At 74.1% G+C, this 25,139-nt stretch carries 19 protein-coding genes; 10 read left to right on the forward strand and 9 right to left on the reverse strand.

What is annotated here, in order from left to right; genetic code table 11:
• Positions 1 to 67: 67 nt before the first annotated feature.
• From EV374_RS09715 to EV374_RS09725, 3 genes are read right to left on the reverse strand one after another with little or no spacing between them, the layout of a single operon-like run.
• Positions 68 to 730, reverse strand: a complete 663-nt coding sequence (locus EV374_RS09715; RefSeq protein ID WP_132233724.1) for a response regulator transcription factor — start codon at positions 728 to 730, stop codon at positions 68 to 70.
• Positions 727 to 1,899, reverse strand: a complete 1,173-nt coding sequence (locus tag EV374_RS09720) for a sensor histidine kinase (RefSeq protein ID WP_132233726.1) — start codon at positions 1,897 to 1,899, stop codon at positions 727 to 729. Before EV374_RS09720 ends, EV374_RS09715 begins: the two co-directional genes overlap by 4 nt.
• 32 nt (positions 1,900 to 1,931) lie before the next feature.
• The gene (locus EV374_RS09725) at positions 1,932 to 5,234 is read right to left on the reverse strand and encodes a hypothetical protein (protein WP_132233728.1); all 3,303 of its coding nucleotides are present in this window, start codon (positions 5,232 to 5,234) and stop codon (positions 1,932 to 1,934) included.
• A 235-nt stretch (positions 5,235 to 5,469) separates the two neighbouring features.
• Between EV374_RS09725 and EV374_RS09730 the strand changes: the two genes are divergently transcribed.
• The 3 genes from EV374_RS09730 (at position 5,470) to EV374_RS09740 (ending at position 9,062) form a co-directional block, all read left to right on the forward strand.
• On the forward strand, positions 5,470 to 6,795 hold the full coding sequence (locus EV374_RS09730) for an AAA family ATPase (RefSeq protein ID WP_132233730.1): 1,326 nt from the start codon (positions 5,470 to 5,472) through the stop codon (positions 6,793 to 6,795).
• A gap of 128 nt (positions 6,796 to 6,923) precedes the next feature.
• Positions 6,924 to 8,300 carry a M23 family metallopeptidase gene (locus tag EV374_RS32875; RefSeq protein ID WP_486485662.1) on the forward strand — a complete coding sequence of 459 codons (1,377 nt, stop codon included), beginning with the start codon at positions 6,924 to 6,926 and terminating at the stop codon, positions 8,298 to 8,300.
• Between the two features lie 252 nt (positions 8,301 to 8,552).
• On the forward strand, positions 8,553 to 9,062 hold the full coding sequence (locus EV374_RS09740; protein WP_132233732.1) for a hypothetical protein: 510 nt from the start codon (positions 8,553 to 8,555) through the stop codon (positions 9,060 to 9,062).
• A gap of 18 nt (positions 9,063 to 9,080) precedes the next feature.
• Here the strand turns inward: EV374_RS09740 and EV374_RS09745 are convergent, their stop codons facing one another.
• Positions 9,081 to 11,417, reverse strand: coding sequence for a hypothetical protein (locus tag EV374_RS09745; protein WP_132233734.1), 2,337 nt, complete (start codon positions 11,415 to 11,417; stop codon positions 9,081 to 9,083).
• Between the two features lie 770 nt (positions 11,418 to 12,187).
• On the opposite strand from EV374_RS09745, the gene EV374_RS32460 reads away from it, so the two are divergent.
• The gene (locus tag EV374_RS32460; RefSeq protein WP_165947735.1) at positions 12,188 to 13,093 is read left to right on the forward strand and encodes a hypothetical protein; all 906 of its coding nucleotides are present in this window, start codon (positions 12,188 to 12,190) and stop codon (positions 13,091 to 13,093) included.
• Positions 13,094 to 13,145: 52 nt separating this feature from the next.
• Here EV374_RS32460 and EV374_RS09755 read toward each other — a convergent pair whose 3' ends face one another.
• Entirely contained in the window at positions 13,146 to 14,045 is a 900-nt protein-coding gene (locus EV374_RS09755; RefSeq protein ID WP_132233736.1) for a cellulose binding domain-containing protein, read from the reverse strand.
• A 202-nt stretch (positions 14,046 to 14,247) separates the two neighbouring features.
• On the opposite strand from EV374_RS09755, the gene EV374_RS09760 reads away from it, so the two are divergent.
• From EV374_RS09760 to EV374_RS09785, 6 genes are all read left to right on the forward strand, one after another.
• Positions 14,248 to 14,934, forward strand: a complete 687-nt coding sequence (locus tag EV374_RS09760) for a hypothetical protein (protein WP_132233738.1) — start codon at positions 14,248 to 14,250, stop codon at positions 14,932 to 14,934.
• A gap of 16 nt (positions 14,935 to 14,950) precedes the next feature.
• Positions 14,951 to 15,211: a hypothetical protein gene (locus tag EV374_RS09765; RefSeq protein ID WP_132233740.1), complete on the forward strand. Its 261-nt coding sequence runs from the start codon at positions 14,951 to 14,953 to the stop codon at positions 15,209 to 15,211.
• On the forward strand, positions 15,208 to 15,609 hold the full coding sequence (locus EV374_RS09770; RefSeq protein ID WP_225852145.1) for a hypothetical protein: 402 nt from the start codon (positions 15,208 to 15,210) through the stop codon (positions 15,607 to 15,609). Before EV374_RS09765 ends, EV374_RS09770 begins: the two co-directional genes overlap by 4 nt.
• Before the next feature lie 221 nt (positions 15,610 to 15,830).
• Complete coding sequence (locus EV374_RS09775) at positions 15,831 to 19,280, forward strand: AAA family ATPase (RefSeq protein ID WP_132233742.1); 3,450 nt, start codon at positions 15,831 to 15,833, stop codon at positions 19,278 to 19,280.
• 94 nt (positions 19,281 to 19,374) lie between these two features.
• Positions 19,375 to 19,899 (forward strand): SigE family RNA polymerase sigma factor, encoded by a 525-nt coding sequence (locus EV374_RS09780; RefSeq protein ID WP_132233744.1) that lies wholly within the window; start codon positions 19,375 to 19,377, stop codon positions 19,897 to 19,899.
• Positions 19,896 to 21,206: a hypothetical protein gene (locus tag EV374_RS09785; protein ID WP_132233746.1), complete on the forward strand. Its 1,311-nt coding sequence runs from the start codon at positions 19,896 to 19,898 to the stop codon at positions 21,204 to 21,206. The genes EV374_RS09780 and EV374_RS09785 overlap by 4 nt, the downstream gene beginning before the upstream one ends.
• Positions 21,207 to 21,264: 58 nt before the next feature.
• On the opposite strand, the gene EV374_RS09790 is transcribed toward EV374_RS09785, so the two are convergent.
• The 4 genes from EV374_RS09790 to EV374_RS09805 all read right to left on the reverse strand — a co-directional run bounded on the left by EV374_RS09790 (position 21,265) and on the right by EV374_RS09805 (position 24,888).
• The gene (locus EV374_RS09790) at positions 21,265 to 22,116 is read right to left on the reverse strand and encodes an ABC transporter permease (protein WP_132233748.1); all 852 of its coding nucleotides are present in this window, start codon (positions 22,114 to 22,116) and stop codon (positions 21,265 to 21,267) included.
• Complete coding sequence (locus tag EV374_RS09795; protein WP_132233750.1) at positions 22,113 to 23,123, reverse strand: ATP-binding cassette domain-containing protein; 1,011 nt, start codon at positions 23,121 to 23,123, stop codon at positions 22,113 to 22,115. Before EV374_RS09795 ends, EV374_RS09790 begins: the two co-directional genes overlap by 4 nt.
• Positions 23,124 to 23,152: 29 nt before the next feature.
• The gene (locus tag EV374_RS09800) at positions 23,153 to 23,707 is read right to left on the reverse strand and encodes an NAD(P)H-dependent oxidoreductase (protein ID WP_132233752.1); all 555 of its coding nucleotides are present in this window, start codon (positions 23,705 to 23,707) and stop codon (positions 23,153 to 23,155) included.
• 224 nt (positions 23,708 to 23,931) lie between these two features.
• Complete coding sequence (locus tag EV374_RS09805) at positions 23,932 to 24,888, reverse strand: LysR family transcriptional regulator (RefSeq protein ID WP_132233754.1); 957 nt, start codon at positions 24,886 to 24,888, stop codon at positions 23,932 to 23,934.
• Between the last annotated feature and the right edge of the window lie 251 nt (positions 24,889 to 25,139).

The following is a 25,139-nucleotide window of genomic DNA, read 5'->3' on the forward strand; positions in this document are numbered from 1 at the left end:
ACCTGCCAGGGCGCCTGATCGCCGCCCGGCCAGGGGCGCCGGGTCGGTGCGGTCGCGGAGGTCGCCGTCAGGAGCGGGTGAGCCAGCCGGGAACGGTCAGGCCGGACTCGTACGCGAGGATCACCAACTGGGCCCGGTCCCGGACCCGGGTCTTGGTCATGATCCGGCTGACGTGCGTCTTCGCGGTGGCCGGGCTCAGCACCAGCCGCGCCGCGATCTCGTCGTTGGACAGGCCGGCGGCGACCAGCACCAGCACCTCACGCTCCCGCTCCGTCAGCGCGCTCAGCCGCGGCCCCGGATCCGGGTGCGTGGCCCGGGCGGCGAACTCGGAGATCAGCCGGCGGGTGATCGACGGCGCGATGAGCGCGTCACCGCGCGCCACCACCCGCACCCCGTGGATGAGCTCCGCGGGCTCGGTGTCCTTGACCAGGAAGCCGCTCGCGCCGGCCCGCAGCGCGCCGTAGACGTACTCGTCCAGGTCGAACGTGGTCAGGATGATCACGCGGACGTCGGAGCTCGTGGCGATCTCCCGGGTGGCGGTCAGGCCGTCCAGTCGGGGCATCCGGATGTCCATGAGCACGACGTCCGGCCGCAGCTGCCGGGCGAGCCGCACCGCCTCGGCACCGTCGGCGGCCTCGCCGACCACCTCGATGCCGTCCTCACCGCTCAGGATGGACCCGAACCCGGCGCGCACCAGGGTCTGGTCGTCGGCGAGCAGCACCCGGATCACGCCACGTCCCCCGGCTCCGGTCGTGGCGCGGGCGGGCCCGCTGGCACCGGGGCGGGCGGTATCGGCAGGCGGGCCCGTACCCGGAAGCCGCCGTCCACGCCCGGGCCCGTGGTCAGCGAGCCGCCCAGTGCCCGGGCCCGCTCGCCCATGCCCAGGATCCCGTTGCCGGGCTGGCCCGCCGTGCCGACGCCGTCGTCCTCGACCTCCAGCAGCACGTCGTCGCGGTCCGGCCGGACGCGGATCACCACTGCGGTCGCACCGGCGTGCCGGGTCACGTTGGTAAGCGCCTCCTGGACGATCCGGTACGCCGCCAGGTCCACCTCCGGCGGCAGCGCGCGAGTCTCGGCCAGCTCGGTGCGGATCTCCAACCCGGACCGCCCGGCCGTCGTGACCAGCTCGTACAAGCGGTCGAGGCCGGGTGTGGGCCCGGTCGGCGCCGCGCCCTCCCGCCGCAGGATGCCGAGCGTCGTGCGCAACTCCCGCAGCGTCTCCTTGCTCGTCTGTTTGATCGCGGCGAGTGCCTGCGCGGACCGGTCGGGATCCGGCCGGTACAGCGCGGCGCTGGCCTGCACGTTGATCAGTGAGAGATGGTGACCGAGCACGTCGTGCAGCTCACGGGCGATGCGCAGCCGCTCCTCGGTGGCCCGTCGCCGGGCCTCCTCCTCCTTGCCCTGCTCCGCGGCCAGCACCCGGGCCTGCGCCTCGGCCAGGTAGGCCCGGCGGTTGCGGGTCACGCCCACGATGACCGCGACGAGCCAACCGGCGTGCAGCAGCGTCGCCCCGTTCACACTCTCGGCCGTCCGGTGGTAGCTGTCCGCGACGGCGAAGGCGACCACCGAGGCGAGACCGAGCCCGACGGCGACCCCGAGATGCCCCTCGTCGACGACGGTGTAGAGCGCCACGACGAACACCAGCATGATCGGCCCGGGCCGGTGCAGCAGCGCGCCGTACGCGCCGACGGCGGCCAGCGCCACCACGCCCACCGCCACCGGATGGCGGCGGCGAAGGTAGAGCGCGCCGGAGGACACCAGCACCGCCAACAGCGCCGCCCGTTCGGCGTCGGTGTCGATACCGGACGCCTGCACCACCAGGCCGACAACGGCCACGAGGCCGACCACCGGCACCAGGGCCACCTTCGCCGCCAGGCCGTGCCATCGCGACGTCCACATGCGTCGAAGCCTAGTGCCGGACGCCGTACGGCTCACTTGCGCCAGGCGGGGGCCATCCGTTCGGACATCTCGTGCCAGAACGTGCGCAGGTCCCTGCGGTTGACCGCCTGCCAGTCGGCCCGCGCGCCCGGCCGGAACCAGTGCCCGACGAGGTCGATCTGGTGGGCGCAGAAGACCTCCTCCATCTGGTACGGCAGCTCGTCGCCCTTCGGCGGCAGCGGGCACAGCCGGAACGGGCAGTCGTCGATGCAGGTGGAGCCGGGCTGGACGTCGTGGGCCTGGCGGCGGCTGAGGGTGACCCGCATGGCGGTGCGATCGATGGTCAGGCACGGCGGCAGCTCGGGCCGGCTGGCCCGGGTGAGCCGGCGGGCCCGCTCGATGCTGTCCTTGCCCCGGTCGGCGAGGTTGAGCAGCAGCATCACGTCGGCCAGCAGCCGTTGCGCCCGTGGTTCCAGGACGGCCCAGCCGTGCGAGGCGGGCAGCCAGGAGTCCTGGAGCCGGCGGATGCCGGGCTGTGGGCTGACCGTCCCCACCCGCCCGACGATCTCCCGCTCGTCGATCCAGCAACGTCGCTCGGGGTGCCGGTCGACGAGCGACTCGACGCACAGGTCCGCGACCTTGCGTACGAGCGGGTGGTCGGTGCGGCTGTGGCGGTGCGGGGCGCGGTCGCCGCCGCCGGCGATCGAGGTCCAGAAGTCGACCAGTCCGCGCGGGTCCGAGCCGTGGCCCCGTTCGCGCAGCGTCTCGCCGGGATCGCGGGGCAGGGCCAGCAGGGTCAGCGCCTGGATGAGCACCAGGTGCGAGTACCAGAACCGGGAGTACCGCAGCGCCTTCTCGGCCTCCTCGATCAGCAAACTGCGGTGCGCCGGGTAGACCCGGCAGTTCGCCGCGAGGCGGAACCCCTGGGCGAGCGTGAGCTCGTAGACGCGGGCCCCGTCGGTGGCGTCGGTGGCCAGCCGGTGCACCCAGCGTTGGAGGGCCCGGTGGGCCTCGTGCCGCCAGTTGGGTTCGCCGGGTCCGTGCTCGTCGTCGGCGTAGAGGAACAGCGACGGCGTCATCCAGGTCCGTATCTCGTCGAGGCGCTCCTGGTCCGGTGACTCGTCCGCTCGCGGCGGGTCGAAGAGCCGGCCGCGCAGCGCGCGGACGGCCGCGTTGCCGCCGGCGGCGATCTCGCGGGCCGCAGCCAGCCGGGGAAGGTAGGACCCCTCGTGGGCCATCATCAGGAACAGCTGGTCGTACTGCGGGGTGGGTCGCCGCGACCGGAGCCCGGTGGGATCGGGGGGCCGCTCCGCGAGCTGCCGGGCGGCGTCGCCGTAGCGGTGCACGAGGGCGATCTTGGCGTCTTCGAGGGGGCGGTCGGTGACGGACCCGTCGCCCTGGTAGTGGCACCAGGCGCCGTGGATGGCGTCGGCGAGTCGCCGGTGCGAGGTGTGCCCGGTGGCGGCGTCCATCTCCAGCGCGGCGGCGAACATCTCCAGCGCCCGGGTGCGGTTCGGGGTGCGTACCGCCTTGGCACAGAGCTGCCGCAGGAGGTCGATCGACATCTTCCGGGTGGCGATCGCGTCCCGGCTCTCCGCCGGCAGGCCCACCTTGCGCCGTACGGCGTCGCCGAGGCGGGGCAGGTTCCCGGGCCGGACGGTCCGCTGGCGTCGCCCGTCCAGATGCGCGAACGCGCCCGCGCTGCGGGTGTGCAGGGTCAGGGCGGCCAGCAGTTCCCGTCCCGGGCCGTGGTGGTGGGCGAAGGCGCGATCGAGGAAGCCGGGGTCGCGCATGGCGGCGGTGAGGAAGCGCGCGCCGAGGTACGCCTGGATCACCCCGTGCTGGAAACGCACTCCGTCCTTCAGCTTCACCACGATGTTCAGCGCGTCCCCGGTGGTCTCGGCCAGCCCGACGTCCTGTGCGTTGCCGGCGTCGAGCTTGTGCAGCCGGTTGCGCAGCTCGGTCAGGATCCACCGCCGCCCGGCGTCGGTGGCGTCGTCGCCGCCGGTGAGTTGCGTCGTCCGCACCGACAGCCGGTTGTCGCGCAGTCCGATGCAGGCGAGGGCGGAGAGCACCTCGATCGAGTCCTGCCGTTCGACCGTCGGCAGGCCGTAGTCCTCGTACAGGTCGCCGGCGACGGTGGCGGCGTGCCACTCCTCCAGCAGGCGCCAGCGCAGCGCCACCCGGCCCGGGCCCACCGGCTCGACGCGGTCCAGCCGGTCGACCTCGTGGAGCTGCCCGATGACCCGCAGGTAGAACGGCGAGTCCGCGACGTCGGCGGCCTTGACCAGTTCGGTGATGCGCTCCCACCGGTGGCCTGCGTCCGAGCGGCGGCTGCGGGCCTGCACGTACTCGAGGGCGGGGCCCTGGGCGAGCGGCTCCAGTTGCAGCAGCAGCGCGTCCATCCCGCGCAGCGGATCGTCGGGCCGCGAGGCGATCACCAGGGGCAGCCGCTCGCGGACGGCGGTGTGGATGGCGTCCCGCAGCACGCTGTCCCGGTCGGCGGGCTCGCTGGAGTCGGCGAGGCTCTCCTCCAGCCCGTCGGCGAGCACCACGAGGCGGTTCTCCAGCCAGAGCCTCCGCCAGATCCGGTCGGCCTCGCCCGAGGCGCGCAGCCGGGTGTCGATGATGCGTCCGAACTCCTCGACGGCGAGCTCGCGGAAGTTGAGCTTCTCCCGGTCGGTGACCGACCGCAGGTCGACCCCGATCGGTACGACGTCGGCGGCCATCAGCAGCTCCGCGAGGCGTGCCAGGGTGGCCGTCTTGCCGGTGCCGATGCCGCCCACCAGCAGCAGTGGACGCCGGGTCGCCCGGTCGCGCAGCCGCTGGATCAGCAGCTCGCACAGCTCGTCGCGGCCGACGACGTCGTTCGGGTCGAGGCCCCGCTCGACGCTGGGCAGCACCATCCGGCTGTTGCGCAGCACGTTGCGCCGGTACCAGCGGCGGACCGGGACGTAGCGCCAGTAGTAGAAGAACGCCAGCGCCAACGCCGCGCCCATCAGGGGCTTGACGGAGCCCACCACCTGCCCGCAGTAGTACGCCCTCGGCCGGTCTCCCTTGCACCACCTGGTCATCCGCAGGAAGTTCAGCTCGGTGTCGAGGGCCGCCAGGACCAGGGAGAGCACGGTCCAGCCCAGGAACGTCCAGGCGACGGCGACGATGGTCCACCGCAGCCAGCGGCGGTAGCGCCACCTGACCCGGTTGCTGGCCCGCTGGTCGGTCCGCCGGCGGCGGTCCCGCTCCGTCCGGCGTTCGCGTCGGGTGCGCCACCGGCGCCGGCGCTGGCGCAGCCACAGTTGGGCCGCCCAGACCGGACCACGTTTTGGCCCGCGCACGGACACCCCCATGGTCGACATGGCCGGTTACCGGGCGGAGGCGTCCCCGCCCGCACGTTCACGCTAGTGGTGTCCGCACTGGTGGGAGCCCGGTTTTGGCGTCCCGTCGCGGCCCGCCGCGCCCGCCCCGCGCCACCGGCCCGACAGCGCGGCCGTCGAGGGGCCGGCCGTCGCGCGGGGCCTGACCGGGGCACGGCGTCACCGCTCGGCGGTGGGGCAGGCGTAGTGTCCCGGTGATCGGTGGGAGGGGGAATCGATGCGCTCCGGGCTGGAGGTGCCGCCGGCGGTCGAGGCGGAACGGGTCATCGCCGCCGTACTGGCCGACCTGCGCTCCGGCGACCATCGCGGCGTGGTGGTCGACTCGCCGCCGGGGGCCGGCAAGTCGACCCTGGTGGTGCGCGCCGCCGTCGAGCTGGCCGCCGCCGGCGAACCGCTGATCATCATCGCGCAGACCAACGAGCAGGTCGACGACCTCATCGACCGCCTGGCGCGCAAGGCGCCGGAGCTGCGCATCGGGCGGCTCTCCGCCGCCGACTACCGGCCGTCCGAGCGGGTCAGGGGCCACGAGACGGTCAAGGTCGCCGCGAAGGTCGCCGACCTGGGTGGCCCGGCCGTCATCATCGGTACGGCCGCCAAGTGGGCCACGGTCGCCGAGGGCTCCTGGCCGTGGGCGATCGTCGACGAGGCGTACCAGATGCGTTCGGACGCCCTGCTGCGCGTGGCCGGGCGGTTCGAGCGGGCGCTGTTCGTCGGCGATCCCGGCCAGCTCGACCCGTTCTCGACGGTGGAGACGGGCCGCTGGACGGGCCTGACCTGGGATCCGATGCAGTCGGCGGTGGCGGTGCTGCTGCGGCACAACCCGGAGCTGCCGGTGCACCGGCTGCCGGTGTCGTGGCGGCTGCCCGCCTCGGCGGCCCCGGTGGTCGCGGCGGCGTTCTACCCGTTCACCGGGTTCCGCGCCGGCACCGGCCCGGCCGACCGGGCGTTGCGCCTCGGTGGGCCCGGGACGGGCGATGCCCTGGACCGCACGGTTGACCTGGCGGCGGCCACCGGCTGGGCGCTGCACGAGCTGCCGGCGCGGCAGACCCTGCGTACCGATGCGGAGGCCGCCTCGGCCTGCGCGGCCCTGGCGCTGCGGGTGCTCCAGCGGGGAGCGGTCGCCGTCTCCGAGCACGCGCCGGCGGGCGCGCCGGTCACCGCCGACCGGATCGCCGTCGGGGCCGCCCACCGCGACCAGGCCGCCGCCATCCGCGCGCACCTGGGGCCGGCGGGGGCCGGCATCACCGTCGACACCGCCAACCGGCTCCAGGGCCGGGAGTACGACGTGACGATCGTGCTGCACCCGCTGTCGGGGCGGCGCGACGCGACCGCGTTCCACCTGGAGTCGGGGCGGCTCTGCGTGTTGACGTCGCGGCACCGCCAGGCGTGCGTCGTGGTGGCGCGCGCCGGGATCGGCGAGCTGCTGGACGCCCACCCGTCGACGGAGACCGTGCACCTGGACGTGCCGGTCAAGTTCCCGGACGGCTGGGAGGCGAACCAGACGATCCTCGCCCTGCTCGCCGGCACGACGGTGGCCGTCTGACCCGGCCCTCCCGCCGCCGCCGGCCGGTTCCGCCCGCCGGACGGAACCGTCCGCCCCCTCTCGCCGGATGTCGATGGCTGCCTTAGCATCCATCAACATCAAATTCCGGCTCCGGAGGGAACTTCCCTATGACGGGTCTACCCGCCCGCGTCCTCACCACGGCCCGCCTGGCACTCGCCGGTGTCGGCGCCGTGCTGCTCGCCATGGTGGGCGCCATCGCTGTCGTGGCCGCACCGGCCCAGGCCGCGGGCCCACGGCCGAACTTCCAGATGCCGTTCCCCTGCGGCGAGACCTGGCGGATGGCCACCTACTACGGGCATGACGACTACGACATCGACATGACCTTCACCGGCGGGGCCAGCAACGGCCGTCCGATCCTCGCCTCGTACGCCGGCACCGTCACGTTCGCCGGCTGGACCAGCGGCGGCGGCTGGTACGTGGTGATCGACCACGGCGGCGGCTGGCGGAGCAGCTACGCGCACATGATCGAGTCCCCGCCGGTGCGCGCCGGGCAGTGGGTGTCGACCGGCCAGCAGATCGGCCGGGTCGGCAGCACCGGAAACTCGACCGGCCCGCACCTGCACTACGAGCAGACGCGCGACGGCGTCAAGACCGAGGCGTACTTCAACGGCGTGCCCTCCGGCATCACCTCCGACGGCAGCCCGAACACCGGGCCGCTCTACGTCTCCGGCCCCGTCTCGGCGGCCCGGAACATGACCAGCCGGAACTGCGGGCAGGTCAGCGCCAACCGCCAGGTGTACGAGTCCGGCAGCCACAGCGGCTGGCAGATGCTACCGGTCAACAGCATCACCGGCTCGACCACCGCGTCGATGGTCATGGGCACCAACAAGCTGCTCTACACGGTCAACGACGGTCGGGTGTACGAGGCGGCCAGCGACACCGGCTGGCGCAACCTGTGGACCGGCATCTCGGGGGTCAGCAACAACGCGCTCGCCGTGATCAACGTCGACGGCGTGAAGTACATCTACACCGTGATCGGGGGCATGGTCCACGAGGCGGCGAGCAACAACGGCTGGCGCAACCTGAACACCGGCATCTCGGGGGTCAGTCCGAACGCGCTGGCCGCGATCAACCTCAACGGCGTGAAGATCATCTACACGGTGGCCGGGGGCATGGTGCACGAGGCGGCGAGCAACAACGGCTGGCGGAACCTCAACTCCGGCATCGCCGGGGTCAGTCCGAACGCGCTGGCCGCGATCAACCTCAACGGCGTGAAGATCGTCTACACCGTGGTCGGTGGTTCGGTGCACGAGGCGGCGAGCAACACCGGCTGGCGGAACCTCAACTCCGGCATCTCCGGCGTCAGTCCGGACGCGTTGGCCGCGATCAACTTCAACGGCGTCAAGCACATCTACACGGTGGCCGGGGGCATGGTGCACGAGGCGGCCAGCAACAACGGCTGGCGCAACCTCAACTCCGCCGTCCGGGGCACGGCCGTCTCGGCCGTCAGCATGAACGGGGTGAAGATCCTCTACACCGCCTGACGTCCACCCGGCAGGCCGTACTTGCGTCAACGAATTTGCAGACGACAATGTGGGGTCGGTTGGAAAACAACTAAATGGGTGTTGTCAACATGGTGCGCAAATGCTGTCGTGTCACCGATGGTGATCAGCGTCCCGCAATTCCTATTCTGACCACGGCGCTACCGATCCTCGTAGCCCGACCAGCGGCCCGCCGGCCCACCCGGCCGGCGGTTCCGCCGCTCGTCCCTGCGCGCCCACATCGCGAGGTGTCGAATGGTCAGTGCACTCCGTTTCCGTGCCGCCCTCGCGGCGGTGCTCGCCTGCGCCCTGGTCGCGGTGACCATCCCCGCGTCGGCCTGGGCCGGCGTACGTGAGCGGGCCGCCGCCGGGGAGGAGGTACGGCGGTACCTGTCGACCCACCCCGGCGGCACTGCGCTCAACGACAACGAGATCAGTTACGGCGGTGGCACGTTCGTCGTCACCCTGCGCGCCCCGGTGGGGACGTACGGGGTGGCCGACTGCCCGCTGGGCTGGTTCTGCTTCTACGAGTGGCCCAACTACGGCTACCCCCGGGGCCGCCTGTCCGACTGCGGGTGGCAGGAACTCTCCATCTGGAACTGGCAGTTCCGCGTCGAGTCGGCCCACTACAACCTCGGCAGTGGGAGCGTCTCGTTCTACTACCACGGCACCCGCCTCTTCGACGTCGGCGCGTCGAACCGGGTACGCAGCGACGTCAGCCCCTACCGGAACTGGGCGAACTACGTCGAGCGCCGCTGCCGCTGACCACACCGTCCCTCGTGCTCAACCGCAGCCCGGCCCGGAGACCGTGTCGGTGCGGGCCCGGGCCAGGAAGAGTTGATAGCCCAGGACCGCGTCGTCGAACACCCGGGTCGTCTCGTGGCTGAGCAACTCGCCGCTGCCAGGGTCGAACAGCAGGGTCTCGCGGCGGCCCTGCCGGTCGTCGGCGCTGAACGCCAGCCCTGGTCGGTCGGCACGGTCCGGGTAGCTGCCCCGTCTCTCGATGCCGGGCGTGTCGGCCAGGTGGTGCAGCAGCGCGGCCCGTTGGGCCGTGTCGAGCAGGTGGTAGCGGTTCAGCATCGCGACGAACTGGAGAGTGCCAGCGGCGTTGCGCTGCTCCGGGGGGAGATCGCGCAACCACTGCGCGAACTGGTCACGCAGGTCGGCCAGGTCGGCCGAGGGCCGGGGCGGCACCTCGCTGAGGTCGCCCTCGCCGTAGCGGACCACCGTCGGGTCCGGTTCCCGCCGCCCGTCGGTGACCTGGTTGACGGTCCGGCGGCCGGCCAGGCCGGCGTTCCACCACAGGCGCTCGTCGCGGTAGGTGCGTAGCTCGTCGGCGCCGGGCACCAGGATCTCCGGTGACCAGACCCGCGAGCACACGAAGGTGTACGGACCTTCGACGCGCGGCTCCGCGAGCCGGGCGACCGACTGCGCGAGGTCGGTCAGCGATCGTCTCGCAGCCGCTCCGGTCGTGTCGCCGGAGCCCGACGACCGGTCATCGTTCGTCGGGGGCGGCGTCGGCGACTCGCGGCGGCCGAGGAACGAGGGAACGTGCGGGATGACAGTGGGAGTGAACATCCCGCCGACCGCGGCCAGGGTGAGCAGCACCTTCATCCACATGGGCGTCCGGGCCGTCGCCCCTGCCGGGCCGGTGGGCACGGTTTCGCCGGGCGGGGCCGGGCGCGCACGGGGTACGGGCCGGCCATGGTGCACGACCAGCTGGCGGGGCGCCGACCTGACCCGGAAGAGCCCCGCGCCCGAGGCCGGCGGCCGGGCGGGCGGCCCGAACGGGTTCTCGTCGAATGACCGGGGGTGGAACACCGACCCGTCGCGCGCGCCATCCGGATTCAGCGGCGGAACCAGATCCGGTTCGAGGCGCGGCGCGGGTGCCGGGCCGGCGCTGTGCCAGCCGGCCGTGCCCTTCGCCGTCGGCGCCGCCACGGAGAACGTCGCCTGCGGCGCCGGCCGGGACAGGTCCAGGCGTGGGCGCCCCAGCGGCCCGCGACGGTGGGGCTGCGCCGACGAGTCCTGCCAGGACCGGTGGTCGTTCTCGCGCACCGCGACCGGGGTCGATCCGTCACGGCCCGTCTTCTCCGGCGACGCGGCGCCGGTCGGCTGGCCCTGCGTGGGGAACTCGTCCAGGTACGCCTGCCACGCCCGCGCCGCCAGCGCGAGACACCACCGTCGGGCCGTGTGCGCGACGTCGTCGTAGGTGCAGCAGGTCAGCGCCTGACACATCAGTGAGAGCAGGTACTGGGCCCGCCACTCGGTGCCCCAGCCCTGGGCGAACGCCTCGCCCACCTGGTGTCCGGCATCCACGATGTCGGCGAGCGCCGGGGGCAGCCAGCGCGGGCGCTTGTCGGTCGGGGAGACGAGGTGGCTGGCCAGGGCGTCCGCCTGCTCGTGCGGCAGCCCCTCGACGTGGCGCAGCACCGTCGTCAGTATCAGGGTGGACAGGTCACGGGTCAGCGGGGCGTTGTCCTCGAAGGTGTTGAGGTCCACCATGCGGAAGGTGCCGGGCAGGAGTCGCCTCCCGGCGTCGCGCCGCACGAGGACGTTGCCGCCGTGTAGGTCCCCGTGCGAGTTGCCGCACAGGCAGTCGAGTTCGGACGTTTCGAACGGCGTGTGGGCGTCGATCGCCCGCAGCGGATGCGGCAGATCCGGTCGGCCGTCCCCCAGCGCCAGCCACTGGGCCCCGACGGCGGGCAGACCGAGGTCGCGGACCGCGTCGTGGATGTCGTCCAACGCGCCGAGGGCGGCGAGTTCCCGCCGGACGTACGCGGTGACGGTGGTGGTGGCGGTGCGGTGTTTACCGCCGTTCCAGTCGTTGAGCACGCGGTCGCACACCGTACGGAGGACGAGGACGACCTCCTCCTCGTCGAGACCTAGCAGCGTCACCATGTCGTCCGCGCCGCCGGCGACCTCCTGGAACATGAGGTGACGCCTGTCATCGAGCGGGTACGGCAGGTAGGGCTGGGTGACGAGGTGGCGCTCGGCGAATCCGGGGGAGGACTGCCGCGCCAGCGCGTGCCGTCCGGGTTCCCGCCTGGCGGCGGCGTCGGGCGGCAGCACCTTGACCAGCAACTTCTGGTCGTGATGGCGCCCGGGACCGTCGGGCAACCTCAGGATGATCGTGAAAAGGTACGCGGGGGTGTACCCCTTGAGGTGGCGGGCTCGGCGTGGGCGGTGCCACGTGCCGCCCTGGTGGCCGGCCCAGGCGTGCAGTCCAGCCGAGACTGTCGTATCCGGCGCGTAGTTTTCGAGGTCGTCGGGACCGTCGCCCATGTCCGTCGTTGGACCTTCCACGAGGAGTGAAAGAGGGGCGGACGAGCGGGATGGTCGTCCGTTGGGGCCGCGCGCCGGTGTGGCGCCACGCCAAAGTAGCCCATTTTTCGGGGCGAACGTGTCACATGTTCGCGGTTGGGCGCTTACCTACTCATAGGTAACCGCAAGATCACATTGAGGGCCCAGTCGGACACTGTGGGTTACATTAAAGTGCGCCTATTGCTGACCGGCGGGTCGGCGCGCTGATTCCCAGCTCAGGTCGCCTGGTGGGGCTCGATGGAGCAGTTCATTTCCGGGAGACGTGGGTCGCCGCGCCCGCGTCCGGCGGTCGCGCGGCCCGGCGTGCGGCCCTCGGCGTGGGCGCGGCGGTGGCTCCCGTCGGCGTGTCGGAAAAGTCGGCGGGGCGGGGTGCGGCGACCGGGGCGGGTTCGGCCGGCGTGCTACGGCCCCGGCGGGATCAGTCGACTACCCGACGTAGTCGATTTGGAGATAACGCCTGGTCGCGTGGCTACCTAGCGTGAGTCTCCGTCAATCGCAACGCCTCGTACCGGTCAAACCCGACATCTGCGGGAGGTCATCGCCGAGGCGACAGACAGGAGAGTCACATGTCAGCTCAGCCAGCAGCCCGCCGGCGCCGATCCCACGCGTCCACCATCATCCTCGGCGTCGCCGTGGCGGCCGGGGTGGTCGTCCCCGCCGCCCCCGCGTCGGCCGCCGTTCCCGGCCTCGTGCGGATCGCCGCGACGAGCGCCAGCAACTCGGACGACTTCCGCAGTGTCACGGCGACCTGCCCGGTGGGCAAGGTGCTGACCGGGACGGGCTACGAGGTCAACGGGGCGACCGGCGAGGCGGTGGTCGACGACCTTCGCCCCAACGGCGGCCCGGCCGTCGCGCCGACCGCCGTCACCGTCGGGGCGTACGAGGCGGAGGCGTTCGCGGGCAACTGGTCCCTCACCGCGTACGCCATCTGCGCCAATCCCGTCGCCGGTCTGGTGCGGATCGCCGCGACCAGCGTCAGCGACTCGGCCGACTTCCGCAGCGTCACGGCGACCTGCCCGGTGGGCAAGGTGCTGACCGGGACGGGCCACGAGCTCAACGGCGTCACCGGGGAGGGCGTGGTCGACGACTTCCGCCCCAACGGCGGCCCGGCCGCCGCGCCGACCTCGGTCTTCGTGGGCGCGTACGAGGCCGACGCCTTCGCCGGCAACTGGTCCGCGACGGCGTACGCGATCTGCGCCAACCCTCTGGCGGGCCTGGCCCGCATCGCCGCGGTGAGCCCCAGTGACTCGAACGACTTCCACAGCGTCGCCGCGGCCTGCCCGCTCGGGAAGGTGCTCACCGGGGCCGGCTACGAGCTGAACGGCGTGACCGGCGAGGCCGTGGTCGACGACTTCCGCCCCAATGGCGGCCCGGCCGCCGCGCCGGCCACCGCCACCGTCGGCGCGTACGAGGAGGACACGTTCACCGGCAACTGGACCAGCACCGCGTACGCCATCTGCGCGACGGCGTAGTCACCCGGCGCCGGCCGGTGGTGCCGCGGGTGGTGCCACCGGCCGGTGTTCGTCAGGCGAACGTGTCGCCGAACTCGCGCACGCCGTCGACGTCCAGGGTGATCCGGCTGTTGTCGGTCCACTGGCCGGTGGCGGCGCGCCAGCTCGGGTCGTCGCGCTCGTCGATGTCGGTCCACCCGGGCCGGTGGTGGCGCAGCTGGATCGGCCCGGACGACACACCCGGGGCGAGGACGCCCCCGGTGAAGGTCAGCTCCACCCAGCCGGGGACCGGCGTGCCCGGCAGCGGGTACCGCGTCGGCGTCGGGGTGGGTGTCGGCGTCGCCGGGCCGCCGGGCGGCAGGGGCGGCGGGAAGTACGTCACGTCGCGGCGGATCCGGTCGCAGCCCAGCGCCGCCCAGTCGCAGTTCGGCACCAGCGAGGTGTCGCCGCCCTCGAAGGTCAGGTGGTAGCGCACCCGCACGGCGGTGAGGTCGAGCGGCCCGGTGCCGGTGTTGGTGACCTTCAGGACGTGCTGGATCTGGTTGTCCGTCGGCGACCAGTCGAGGTTGAGGTAGCTGACCTTGGCCCGCCCGTACGCGGTGCGGACCGGGGTGACGGGGGAGGGGTCGGAGTAGCCGCCGAGGGTGTAGGCGCTGACGACGAGCTGGTATTCGCTGCCCGGCGCCAGGTTGGTCAGCGTCAGGGTGGTGGCGGTGGTGCTGCCGAGGCTCCGGTAGACGTACGGGCCCAGCCGCGCCCGCACCTCGTACGTGATGGGTTCCTCGCCGGCCGGCTCGCCCGCCCAGGTCGAGGGCGTCCAGGAGAGGGTGAGGCGGTGGGGCTCGTCGACCACGACGACGGGGCTGCCGGGTGTGGTGAGCGCCGGGGCGTCGTCCGCCCGCGCGGCGCCGACGGCGAACGGGCTCAGCAGCGCGGCAAGGACGACGGCGAGGGTGACGCGACGGGCACGCATGGTGACGATGTTACGAGTGCCGATGGATGCTTATCAATCGTTAGGTGGCCGTCCGGCCGGCGGGGGCGCGGTGCACAGTGCGCGGAATTCCGCCGCCGTCGATCATCGGTTTTCATGTCGGTTGACCGATAGAGCGACGCCTCTTTTGATCTACATCTGTCGATAGCGTGTCGTGGCAAAGGCCGTCCATGAAAGGCGGGCCATGAACGAATCCCATTCCCCACTTTCCCGGCGCCGGATCCTGCTCGGCGCCGCCGCGGCCTCGGCGGCCACCGTCGCCGGAGCCAGCGCCGCACACGCCGCGCCACCCGCCGGGGCAGCGTCCCCGGCAGGACCGGCCCGGCGTCCCGTCGCCCGGGACCGGATCGCCACTGCCCGCCTCGCCGGCGGACCGGCCCGCTTCCAGGCGGACTTCCACGAACGCCTCGACGCCTGGCTGGCCTTCTGGTCGGCCAACTCGCCCCGGATCTGGAGCACCCCGACGGAGGTCGAGGGCCAGGTCGGTGGCGACGGCGACGCGTTCACGCTGCACGCCATCCGGGTCACCCGGGACGACGAGACGCGGGACGCCTTCGCCGCCGGGCGCCCGGACGCCGCCCACCTGGCCACCCTCGCCAGCCTGCACCACCACTTCCCGTCCGTACGTGTCGAGGCGGGCGGTGCGCTGCGGGTGGCCGACGGCCCCGCCGGCTGGACCGGCTCGGCCGGACAGGTGGCGTTCGCGACCACCGCCTGCCGGGAGCTGTGGGGGCTGCGCGCCGCCGACGCGACCGACTGGCGCGAGCACCTGAGCCGGGCCGGGCACGGGGGCGACCCCACCTCCCGCTCCGGCTGGGCGGCATTCACCAGGGCGAGTCTGCGGCGCGGGCTGCGGACCGATTCGTACTGACCATCGGAGGTAGGACATGGCACGCAGCGAGTTCCGTTTCGTCGTCGACGGCGTCGACCTGACCGTCGAACAGCAGAGCCTGATCGCGAGCGAGATCCAGAAGGCGGGCCTCAACGCCCTCTCCACCGCCGGCAAGAGGCTGACCAACCCGCTCGCCGTCGGGCACGCCAACATCAAGCTCCGCCCCGAGTGGTACGGCCTGTGGGTCATCGACGGCCCGTTCGCCGAGGAGCTGGGCCAGAAGATCAACGACATCGGCTTCTGGATGCAGCGGTGACGGACACCGCCCACCGGCCGGACCCGCCGGAGCGGATGTGCCCGAGCACCCCCGCGGCCAACGCCACGGTGTTCCTCGGCATGATCACTCCGGCGGGGCGGGTCGCCTACGTGACGCCTCCGCTCCCCGCCGAGGTCGCCCTCGCCCAGGCCGGCACGGACACGCCGGTCGAGTCCCGGTACCGGCTGGCCGGCCCGTGCGTCACGTCGAAGTGCGGCTTCTGGACCGGCGCGCACTGCGGCCTCGGCGAACGGGTGGCGGCGTCCTTCCAGGAGGTCGCCGGTCCGGCGGAGGACGACCTGCCGCGCTGCGCGATCCGCCGGACCTGCCGGTGGTACGCGGAGCAGGGCCGGGCCGCCTGCGCCGCCTGCTCCCACGTGGTCACCGACGCCCGCTGAGCACCGACCGCCCGCCTGTTCGTGCGCGGTTCCGCCCACCGGGCGTGCGCGGTTCCGCCCACCGGGCGTGCGCGGTTCCGCCCACCGGGCGTGCGCGGTTCCGCCCACCGGGCGTGCGCGGTTCCGCCCACCGGGCGGACCCGCGCACACGGGCCGGGCGGCGGCGTCGCCGCGCGTAAAGCGCTCGCGATGTCCCACCGTTCCGCTACGGTCTGGGCGTCATGGATCCGCGGCACGACGGGGACGTCATCGGGCGGGAGCATCCCGCGGGTCTGCTGCGCGCCGAGATCGACCGGGTGACCACCAGCCACGGCGGTCTGGTCCTCGTCGCCGGGGAGCCCGGGATCGGCAAGACGACGCTGGTCACGGCGGCGGCCGGCGAGGCCCGCCGCCGAGGCGCGCTGGTGCTCGGCGCGGCCTGCTGGGATTCCGACAGCGCCCCCGGCTACTGGCCCTGGGTGCAGGTGCTGCGCGGCCTGCGCCGCTCGACCGACGACTGGGCGTTGGCCCGGGAGTCGGCCGAGCCGGCCCTGGCGGCGCTGCTCGGCGAGGCGGCCGGCGGCACCGCCGGGGAGCCGGCGGACGGCGACGCCGGGGCGATCGACGGCGATGCCAGTGCGGTCGACGGCGACCCGCGTGCGGTCGGCGAGGTGGCCGGCCCTCGGAGCGGTGACGACCGCGTGGACCAGGAGGAGTTCGCGCTGCACGACGCGGTGACCACCGCGCTGGTCGCGGTGTCCCAGCGCCGGCCGGTCGTGGTCGTGCTCGACGACCTGCACTGGGCCGATCCCGCCTCGATGCGGCTGCTGCGCTTCGCCGCCCAGCACACCTGGTTCGAGCGGCTGCTGCTCATCGGCACCTACCGCGACGCCGAGGTCGAGTCACCCGAGCACCCGCTGCGCGGGCTGCTGATGCCGCTGGTGGCGAAGGCGACCACGCTCACCCTCACCGGCCTGTCCCGCGACGAGGTGGCCGCGCTGATGACCCGGGCGGCCGGCCGGGCACCCGACGCCGACCTCCTCGACGAGGTGCACCGGCGCACCGGCGGCAACCCGTTCTTCGTGGAGCAGACCGCCCGGATCTGGCGTGCCGACGGCCGGATCGGCACGATCCCCCCGGGCGTACGGGAGGCGGTGCGGGGCCGCCTCGCCCAGTTGCCGGCGGCGGTCGTCGAGGCGCTCACCGCCGCCGCCGTGCTGGGCCGGGAGTTCCACCGGCCGGTCCTCGCCGCCTGCGCGGGCACCCCGGCGGCGCAGGCCGACCGGCTGCTCGACCGGGCGGTGACCGCCCGGCTCGTGGTGTCCCGTGGCGGCGGCCGCTTCGCCTTCGTCCACGACCTCGTGCGGGAGACCCTCTACGACGCGCTGCCCGACGACGACCGGCGCTCCCGGCACGCGGCGGTCGTCCGGGCCGTCGACGGCGCGCCGGCGCTCGCCGAGCGGCTGATCCCCGCCGACCTGGCCCGGCACGCCCACCTCGCCGGCGCCCACCTCGACCCGTCCCGCGCCGCCGAACTGCTGGTCGCCGCGGCCCGCGCCGCGACCGGCCGGCTGGCCATCGACGAGTCGGTGGTCCACTTCCGCCGGGCGCTCGACGTCGCCGACGACCCGGCCCGACGCGTGAAGATCATGATCGAGCTGGGCGAGCTGCTGCACCACTCGGGCGTGGGCGACGAGGCCCGGCGGCTGCTCGCCGAGGCCACCACGCTGGCCGTGGCGGCCGACGATCCGGTGGTGCTGGCCCGGGTCGCCCTCGTCGTCCACCGCCGCCACGCCGACGGCCCCGGGCGGCTCGACGACCCGGAGGGCGTGCTGCGGGAGGCGTACCGGCGGTTGATCGGCGGGTCCGCGGGCGCCGTGCCGGTCGGCACGATGGTCGCCGACCTGATCGCCGCCACGGAGTCCCTGGCCCGGCGGGGGCACGACGACGAGGCGCTCACCTTCAGCCTGTGGGCCCGCCACGACACCACCTGGGGGCTGGGCTCGGCCCGCGACCGGGCCGCGATCACCGCCGAGATCCGGGACGTGGCGCGCCGCGGTGGCGACCGGGAGACGGCGCTCTGGGCGACCGCGCTGCGCTGGGTCGCCCTGCTGGAGCTGGGCGACCCCCGCTACCAGGACGAACTCGCCACCTTCGTCACCGGCGCCCGCCAGGGCGACGCCCGGTACCGGGCGGCCGCCACGATGGACGACGCCATCGTCGCGGCCTTCCGAGGCGACTTCGCCCGGTCCGACGAACTGGTCGGCGAGCTGACCGCCCTCACCGAGTGGGACCACTCCGACTTCGCCTTCATGGGCCACCACCTGCGCTGGTCGCGGCTGCATCTGCAGGGCCGGGCCGACGAGGTCGACGCCCTGCTCGACGAGCTGCCCTCGACCGGCTACCCCCATCCGGAACTCGTCCGGGGCATCACCGCGGCCGAGCGCGGCGACGTCGAGACGGCCCGACGGGTGGTCGCCGGCATCGAGTCCGCCGGCACGACGTACCCGGGATCGATGTCGCCCCTGTGGCTGCGGCTGCGCGCCGGGGTCGCCGCCGTCAGTCGCGACCCCCGGCGCTGCGCCGAGGCCCGCGACGCGCTGCGACCGCACCGCGGGCAGTGGATGTCGGCGATGTTCGGCTGCGACCTCAGCGGCCCCGTCGACCACTGGCTGGCCCTCGTCGACGCCGCGCAGGAACGCTGGGACGACGCGGTGACCGGCTTCTGCGCCGCCCGCGACTCCGCCGACCGGCTGGGCGCCCGCCCGTGGTCGGTCCTCGCCCGCGCCGCGCTGGCCGACGCGCTGACCGGGCGGGACCGTCCCGGCGACGCGGCGTCCGCCGCCGCGCTGCGCGCCACCACCGCCCGCGACGCCGACGACCTCGGCATGCACTCGACGGCCCGCCGCCTGGCCGGCGCGCCGTCGACGGGGGCCGAGGCGTCGCCCGCCGGCTGGCCGGGGGTCGTCGCCGGGGTCGCCGGTCCGCGCCCGGCGTCGGCCGTCGCTCCGGCCGCCGGCCCAGCTCCGGCGCGGGCCGTCACCGCCGGGCCGCCCGGCGTGCCGGCGGTGGGGACCGGGGCGCCCGGCGTGCCGGCGGTCGCCGCCGGGCCGCACCCGTCCGCCATGGGGCGGCAGGCGGGCCAGGCGTACGGGTTCCGCCGCGACGGGCCCGTCTGGCAGCTCGCCTACGCCGGCGTGGTGGTGCACCTGCCCGACGCGAAGGGGCTGCGCGACCTGCACGTGCTGCTCAGCCGGCCGGGCGTCGACGTCCCGGCGGTCGAGTTGCTCGACCCGGCCGCCGGGCCGGAACTCGTCGCGGCCCGCCGGATGGGCGGCGACCCGGTCCTCGACGACGAGGCCAAGGCCCGCTACCGGCGGCACCTGGAACGGCTCGACGACGAGATCGACCGGGCCGCCGAACGCGGCGACGAGCGGAGGTTGGCCGACCTCGACGCCGAGCGCGGCGCCCTGCTCGCCGAGTTGCGCGCCGCCGCCGGGCTGGCCGGCCGCAGCCGACGCCTGGGTGACGAGGCCGAGCGGGCCCGCAAGACGGTCACCGCCCGCATCCGGGACGCGCTGCGCAAGCTCGACCAGCGCCACCCGGGCCTCGCCGCCCACCTGCGCGACACCGTCTCCACGGGCAGCACCTGCCGCTACCTCCCGCCCGAGCCACCGCCCTGGCGCCTCTAGCCCCCGGGCACCGGTCGCTCGTCGTCGGCGAGCGCCGGTAAACCCCGCAGCTTCCCGCGGTGTCTTGCTGACTGAGAGACCCGGGAGGGGCCAGATGCGAGAGGCGCATGCCACGGAGTTCGACGACTTCGTCCGTACCCGGTCGGTGGCGCTGTTGCGGGTGGCCTACCTGCTGACCGGCGACCGGCACGCGGCCGAGGACCTGCTCCAGGAGGTGCTGGAGCAGATGTACGTGCGTTGGCGCCGGTTGCGCACCTCACCGGAGGCGTACGCCCGGCGGGCCCTGGTGAACCGGTCGATCAACCGGTGGCGGTGGCGGTCCCGGCGGCCGGAGCAGGCGTTGGGCGACAACGACGGGGTCGCCCGGGACCACGCCGACGACATCGCGCTGCGCCAGGCGGTCGTCGCGGCGCTGCGTACCCTGCCGCCCCGGCAGCGCGCCGCCGTCGTGCTGCGCTACCTGGAGGACCTGTCGGTCGCCGAGGTCGCCGGGGCGCTGCGCTGCTCCGAAGGCACCGTGAAGAGCCACGCCTCCCGGGGCCTCGCCCACCTCCGGGTGGCGCTGGCCGGGTCGAGCCTCGTCCTGTCCGCCCCGACCCACACCGGGAGTGCGCGATGACCATCCAAGAGCGTGACGTGCGGGGAGTCCTGCGTCGGGTGACCGATGACCTCGTCGGCCCGCCGACCCTGCTCGACGACGTACGACGGGGTGGGCGTCGCCGGTTGCGGCGACGTCGTGCCGTCCTGGCCGCCGTGTGCGCGGCCGTGGTGGCGGTGCCCGTCGGCGGTGCGCTCCACCTCGCGGACGGCGGGGCCGCGGCGGAGGTCGCCTCGCCGCTGTTCGACGGCCCCACCCGAGGCGACCTGGCCGGCGACGGCAGGTATCTGCGGCAGGTCCGGCAGGCGTGGCGGGACGGGGCGGGGGACACCGGCTCCGACGTCGAGGGCGAGCCGCATGTGGTCTGGGCGGGAAACACGCCGGCCGGTCCCGCCGCCTACGTCGCGCAGCGGGCCACCGCCACCCGCGAGGTGTGGACGCCGCCCGGCCACCGGATGATCGGCTATGCCGCGTTCGTCGAGCCCACCGACGGGGGGCCGCGGGTCATGACGCGGGAGACCGTGACCGATGCCGGCACCGACGGCAGTTCGGCGGCCGTGCTGCTCGGGCCGCAACGCGACGTGCTGGTCGTGCTCGACACCGGGCAGCCGGTCGAGTTCTCGCCGACGCTCACGTACGCCGGCGACGGCCGGGTCGAGCGCACCTTCCAGCCGGTGGCGTTCCGGGACGGGGCCGCAGTGCTGTCGGTGCCGCCGCAGCGCGACAGGGTGACCGTCGCCCTGGTCAGGCCGCCGGTCAGCGCGACGACCGCCGTCCGCATCGCCAACGCGACCGACGTTCTCTTTGCCGACCGAAAGGACAGTCCGCAGCCGCGGTCGGTCACCTACACGTTGCCCGGCGCGGAGCGGGTGTGGGGTGACAATCCCGCCGCGCAGGTCGGCAGGAACGTGCACGAGACGGACGCGCTCGCCGCCTACGTCGATCCCGGCGGCACCCATCGGGCTGGCACCGCTCCCATCCTGGTCGTCTACGGGGCGACCCCCGACAACCGCCAGCTGCTGCTTCAGAGCGTCCAGTACGACGACGATCCCGCACGCGCGATCGCCCTGCTCGCCCACGCCGGCGCGCCCCTCCAGCCGGTGGCCAGCGGATTCGTCGACTGGAACGCGCCGCTGCCGGTGCGGCTGCGGCTGCCCGACGGGCAGGGTGTGCTCGTCGCCGCCGAGGGCGCGGCGCTGAGCTACCGGGTCGGTGCGGGGGAGTGGCAGGACGCCGGGCGCGGCGCGGCGCTGCTACCCGCCGACGCCACCGAGGTACGCGTCACCGCCGCCGGCGGCGCGGCCAGCACCGTCCGGGTCGACTCCTAGCCGGCCACCGCGACGACGGGCACCACCACCTGCGTGGCGGTGCCCGTCGTTTGCAGGATCAGCGGCGGTTGTAGCGGTACATGGTCAGCGTGCCGAAGACCACCAGGAACCCGGCGGTCCAGAGCAGCGTCCACATGATCGCCGACGCGTCCGAGGTTCCCGACATGACGGCGCGTACCGAGGCCACCAGCTGCGTGATCGGGTTGACCTTGACGAACGCCTGGAGCCAGCCGGGCATCGTCGCGGGCTCGACGAACACGTTGCTGAGGAACGTCAGCGGGAACAGCACCATCATGCTCGCCCCCATCACGGACTTCTCGCTGCGCAGGACGAGCCCGAAGAACGTCCAGACCCAGGAGAACGCGAACGAGAAGACCACCAGCAGGCCGATCCCGGCCAGCACGCCGGTCAGCCCGCCGTCGGGCCGGAACCCGAGCACCAGCCCGACGCCGAGGATGACCACGGCCGCCAGCACGTACCGCAGCACGTCGCCGAAGATCATGCCGACCAGCGGGGCGGGCCGCCAGACCGACAGCGTCCGGAACCGGTCGAAGACGCCCTTCTCGATGTCGGTGTTCAGCCCGACCCCGGTGTACATGGTGATCATCACGACGCTCGTCACCATGATCCCGGGCAGGAAGAACTGGAGGTAGTCGCGCGGGCTGTCGGCGAGGGCGCCGCCGAACAGGTACGTGAACATCAGCACCATGATGATCGGGAACGCCGTCACGTCGAAGAGCTGCTCCGGCACGTGCTTGATCTTCAGCAGCGCGCGCCAGCCGAACGCGAGCGACGCCGACAGCGCGCCGGGCCGGGGCGGTCGCGCACCGGGCGCGAGGACGGTGGCGAGCGCCTCCGTCGAGGGTACGTAGACGGACGGGGCCCGCCCGGTCGTGGTGGCGTTGGTCATCGGGCTGCCTCCAGCTGGTCGTCCCGCTCGTCGACCGCGACGGCGGGGTGGTCGGTCAGGGCCAGGAAGACCTCGTCCAGGCTCGGCTGACCGAGAGAGAAGTCGTCGACGACGATGCCGGCGCGGGCCAGGTCCCCGAGCGCGCGGGCCGCCTGCTCGCTGGCGTCGAGGTCGCTGCCGTCGCCGCCGACCCGCGCGGTCAGCGCGACCGGATCGGGTGCGAGCTGCACCGGCACGCCGAGCGCCGCCTGGAGCAGCTTCTCCGCCTCCGGCCGCCGCCCGGGGTCGCGCAGCCGCAGGTGGACGGTGCCGGAGCCGACCGAGGACTTCAGCTCGCCCGGGGTGCCCTCCGCGATCACCCGGCCGTGGTCCACCACCGCGATGCGGCCGGCGAGCTGGTCGGCCTCGTCCAGGTACTGCGTGGTCAGCAGCACCGTCGTCCCGTGTGCCACGACGGCCCGGACGATCTCCCACACCTGGTTGCGGCTGCGCGGGTCCAGCCCCGTGGTCGGCTCGTCGAGGAACAGCAGGTCGGGGGTGTTGAGGATGCTCGCCGCGATGTCGATGCGCCGCCGCATGCCGCCCGAGTACTTCTTGACCTGCCGGTCGGCCGCGTCGGTCAGGCCGAACGCGGCGAGCATGCCCTCCGCCCGTTCCCGGGCGGCCGGCTTGCGGTGCCCGAGCAGGCGGGCGAGGAGCATCAGGTTCTCCAGCCCCGTCAGGTCCTCGTCCACGGAGGCGTACTGGCCGGTCAGGCTCATCCGGGCGCGCACGGTGTTGGCCTCGGTTACGACGTCGTGCCCGAAGACGCGGGCCCGTCCGCCGTCGGGGCGCAGCAGCGTCGCCAGCACGCGTACCGCCGTGGTCTTGCCGGCGCCGTTCGGACCGAGCAGCCCGTAGACGGTGCCGGCGGGGACCTGGAGGTCCATGCCGGCGAGCGCCCGGGTGGCCCCGAACGACCGGGTCAGGCCCTCGGCCTCGATGGCCAGGCCGGTGGTGCGTGTCATGCTCCCTACCTTCCTCAGGTGTCACACGTTCAGGAGACGTACGGGCGCGCGGCGCGACCCTCGCGCAGGGCCAGGCCCCACCAGTGGAGCTGGTCGAGCAGGACGTCGGCGGCCCGCTCGCACCGGTCGGCCGTCGGGGGTGACGGCGCGCCGTCGAGCAGGTCGACACCGACGATGTCGCGCATCGTGACCGTGTGCAGTGCGGTGAAGACCGTCCGGAGCTGGTCGGCCGCGTGCAGGCCGATGGAACCGCACCCGTACGACACGAAGCCGACCGGCTTGGCCTGCCACTCGTCGTACGCGTGGTCGATCGCCTGTTTCAACGAGCCCGGGAAGCTGTGGTTGTACTCGGGGGTGACCACGACGAACGCCTCCGCCCGCGCGACCTGCGCGACGAACGAGCCGATCGCGGGAGTCGGCTCAGCCGGGCAGCTCGCGGGGAGGTCGTGGTCGGCGAGGTCGACGACAGTCACCGCCACCTCGTCGCGCCGCCGTGCCCGGTCGACGAACCAGCGGCCGATCCGGTCGCCCGCCCGCCCCTCCCGGGTGCTGCCGATGATCACGGCGAGGCGCAGTGGCGTCATGGCTCCCCCTCCCGGCTCCGGTTCCACCCGTCGGGCGCGAGACGGCGGCCAGCGCCCCGCCAGATCGGAACTGGCGGGGCCCGATGCCGGCGGCGGGTGCCGCCCCGGGCGCCAGGGGAGGGGAGGGCCGGCGCGGTGACCGGGCGCGCCGGTGCGCGGAACCCGTTTCCACGCCGGGATGCCGCCCTGTGGCGTACCCCTGATCGGGGCCTTCGCACCGGTGGTCAGGCCGGCTCGTCGAAGAGCACCGGCCAGGGACGGGGCGCCGGCCCGGGCGGCGGTGCCGGGGGCTCCGACCCGTCGGCCAGCACCTCCGCCGCGAGCTGCCCGAACATCGGCGCGGCCGGGTGCGCGGCCCGGCGCGGCCAGGCCGCCGAGGTGCGCCGGACCAGCGGCGACCCGGCCACCGGCCGCCAGGCGATCCGGGGCTCCCGGCGCGCCGTCGCCGCCGGCTCGACGGCGACCCCGCCGCCCGCCAGCACCAGCCCGAAGAGGAACTCCGGGTTCCGCGCCGGGCGGACCCGCCCCGGCGTGAACCCGTGCCGGCGGCAGACCTCCAGCAGGTGGTCGTGCCAGCCGGGCGCGGTGGCCCGGGGCGCGGTCACCAGGTCCAGTCCGGCCAGCGCCGCCAGCTCGACCTCCCGGCTGCGGGCCAGCGCCGAGGCGCGCGGCAACAGCACCCCCAGCGGTACGTCGACGGCGGCGCCGAGGCGCAGCCCCTCGTCGGTGACGGGATGGTGCAGCAGGCCGACGTCCAGCCGCCCCTCGCTGAGCATCCGCTCCTGCTCGCCGCTGGTCAGCTCGTGCAGGTCCACGTCGAGCCCGGGGGCGCGCTCGGCCAGCCGGTCGAGCAGCTCGCGCAGGGTCACGGCGGGTGTCTCCGGCGGCACCCCCGCCCGGAGCACCCCCGACACCCCGTCGCGCACCTGCCGCATCAGGTTGCGCAGCCGGCCCTCCCCGGCCAGCAGTTCCTCGGCCTCGCCGAGGAGCAACTGGCCGGCGGTGGTCAGCCGCACCTGCCGCCGGGACCGGTCGAACAGCTCGACCGCCAACTCCCGCTCCAGGCGCTGCACCGACTGGCTGAGCGGCGGCTGGGCCATGCCGAGCCGTTCGGCGGCCCGCCCGAAGTGCAGCTCGTCGGCGACCACCACGAAGTGCCGCAGGTGCCGGAGCAGGTCCACGGCCGGACCCTACGCCAGCGCCCGCCCGCGCCCGCAACCGCGAACACGTCCGCAACCGCGCCCGCGTCCGCAACCGCGTCCGCGTCCGCGACGCGGCGAGATCTTGGTACCGAAGCGCCCCTCGGGGGGCACTTTTCTACCAAGATCCGGCGCCGAGCGCCGAGCGCCGAGCGCCGAGCGCCGAGCGCCGAGCGCCGAGCGCCGAGCGCCGAGCGCCGAGCGCCGAGCGCCGAGCGCCGAGCGCCGAGCGC

This window comes from Micromonospora sp. CNZ303, from assembly GCF_004345505.1.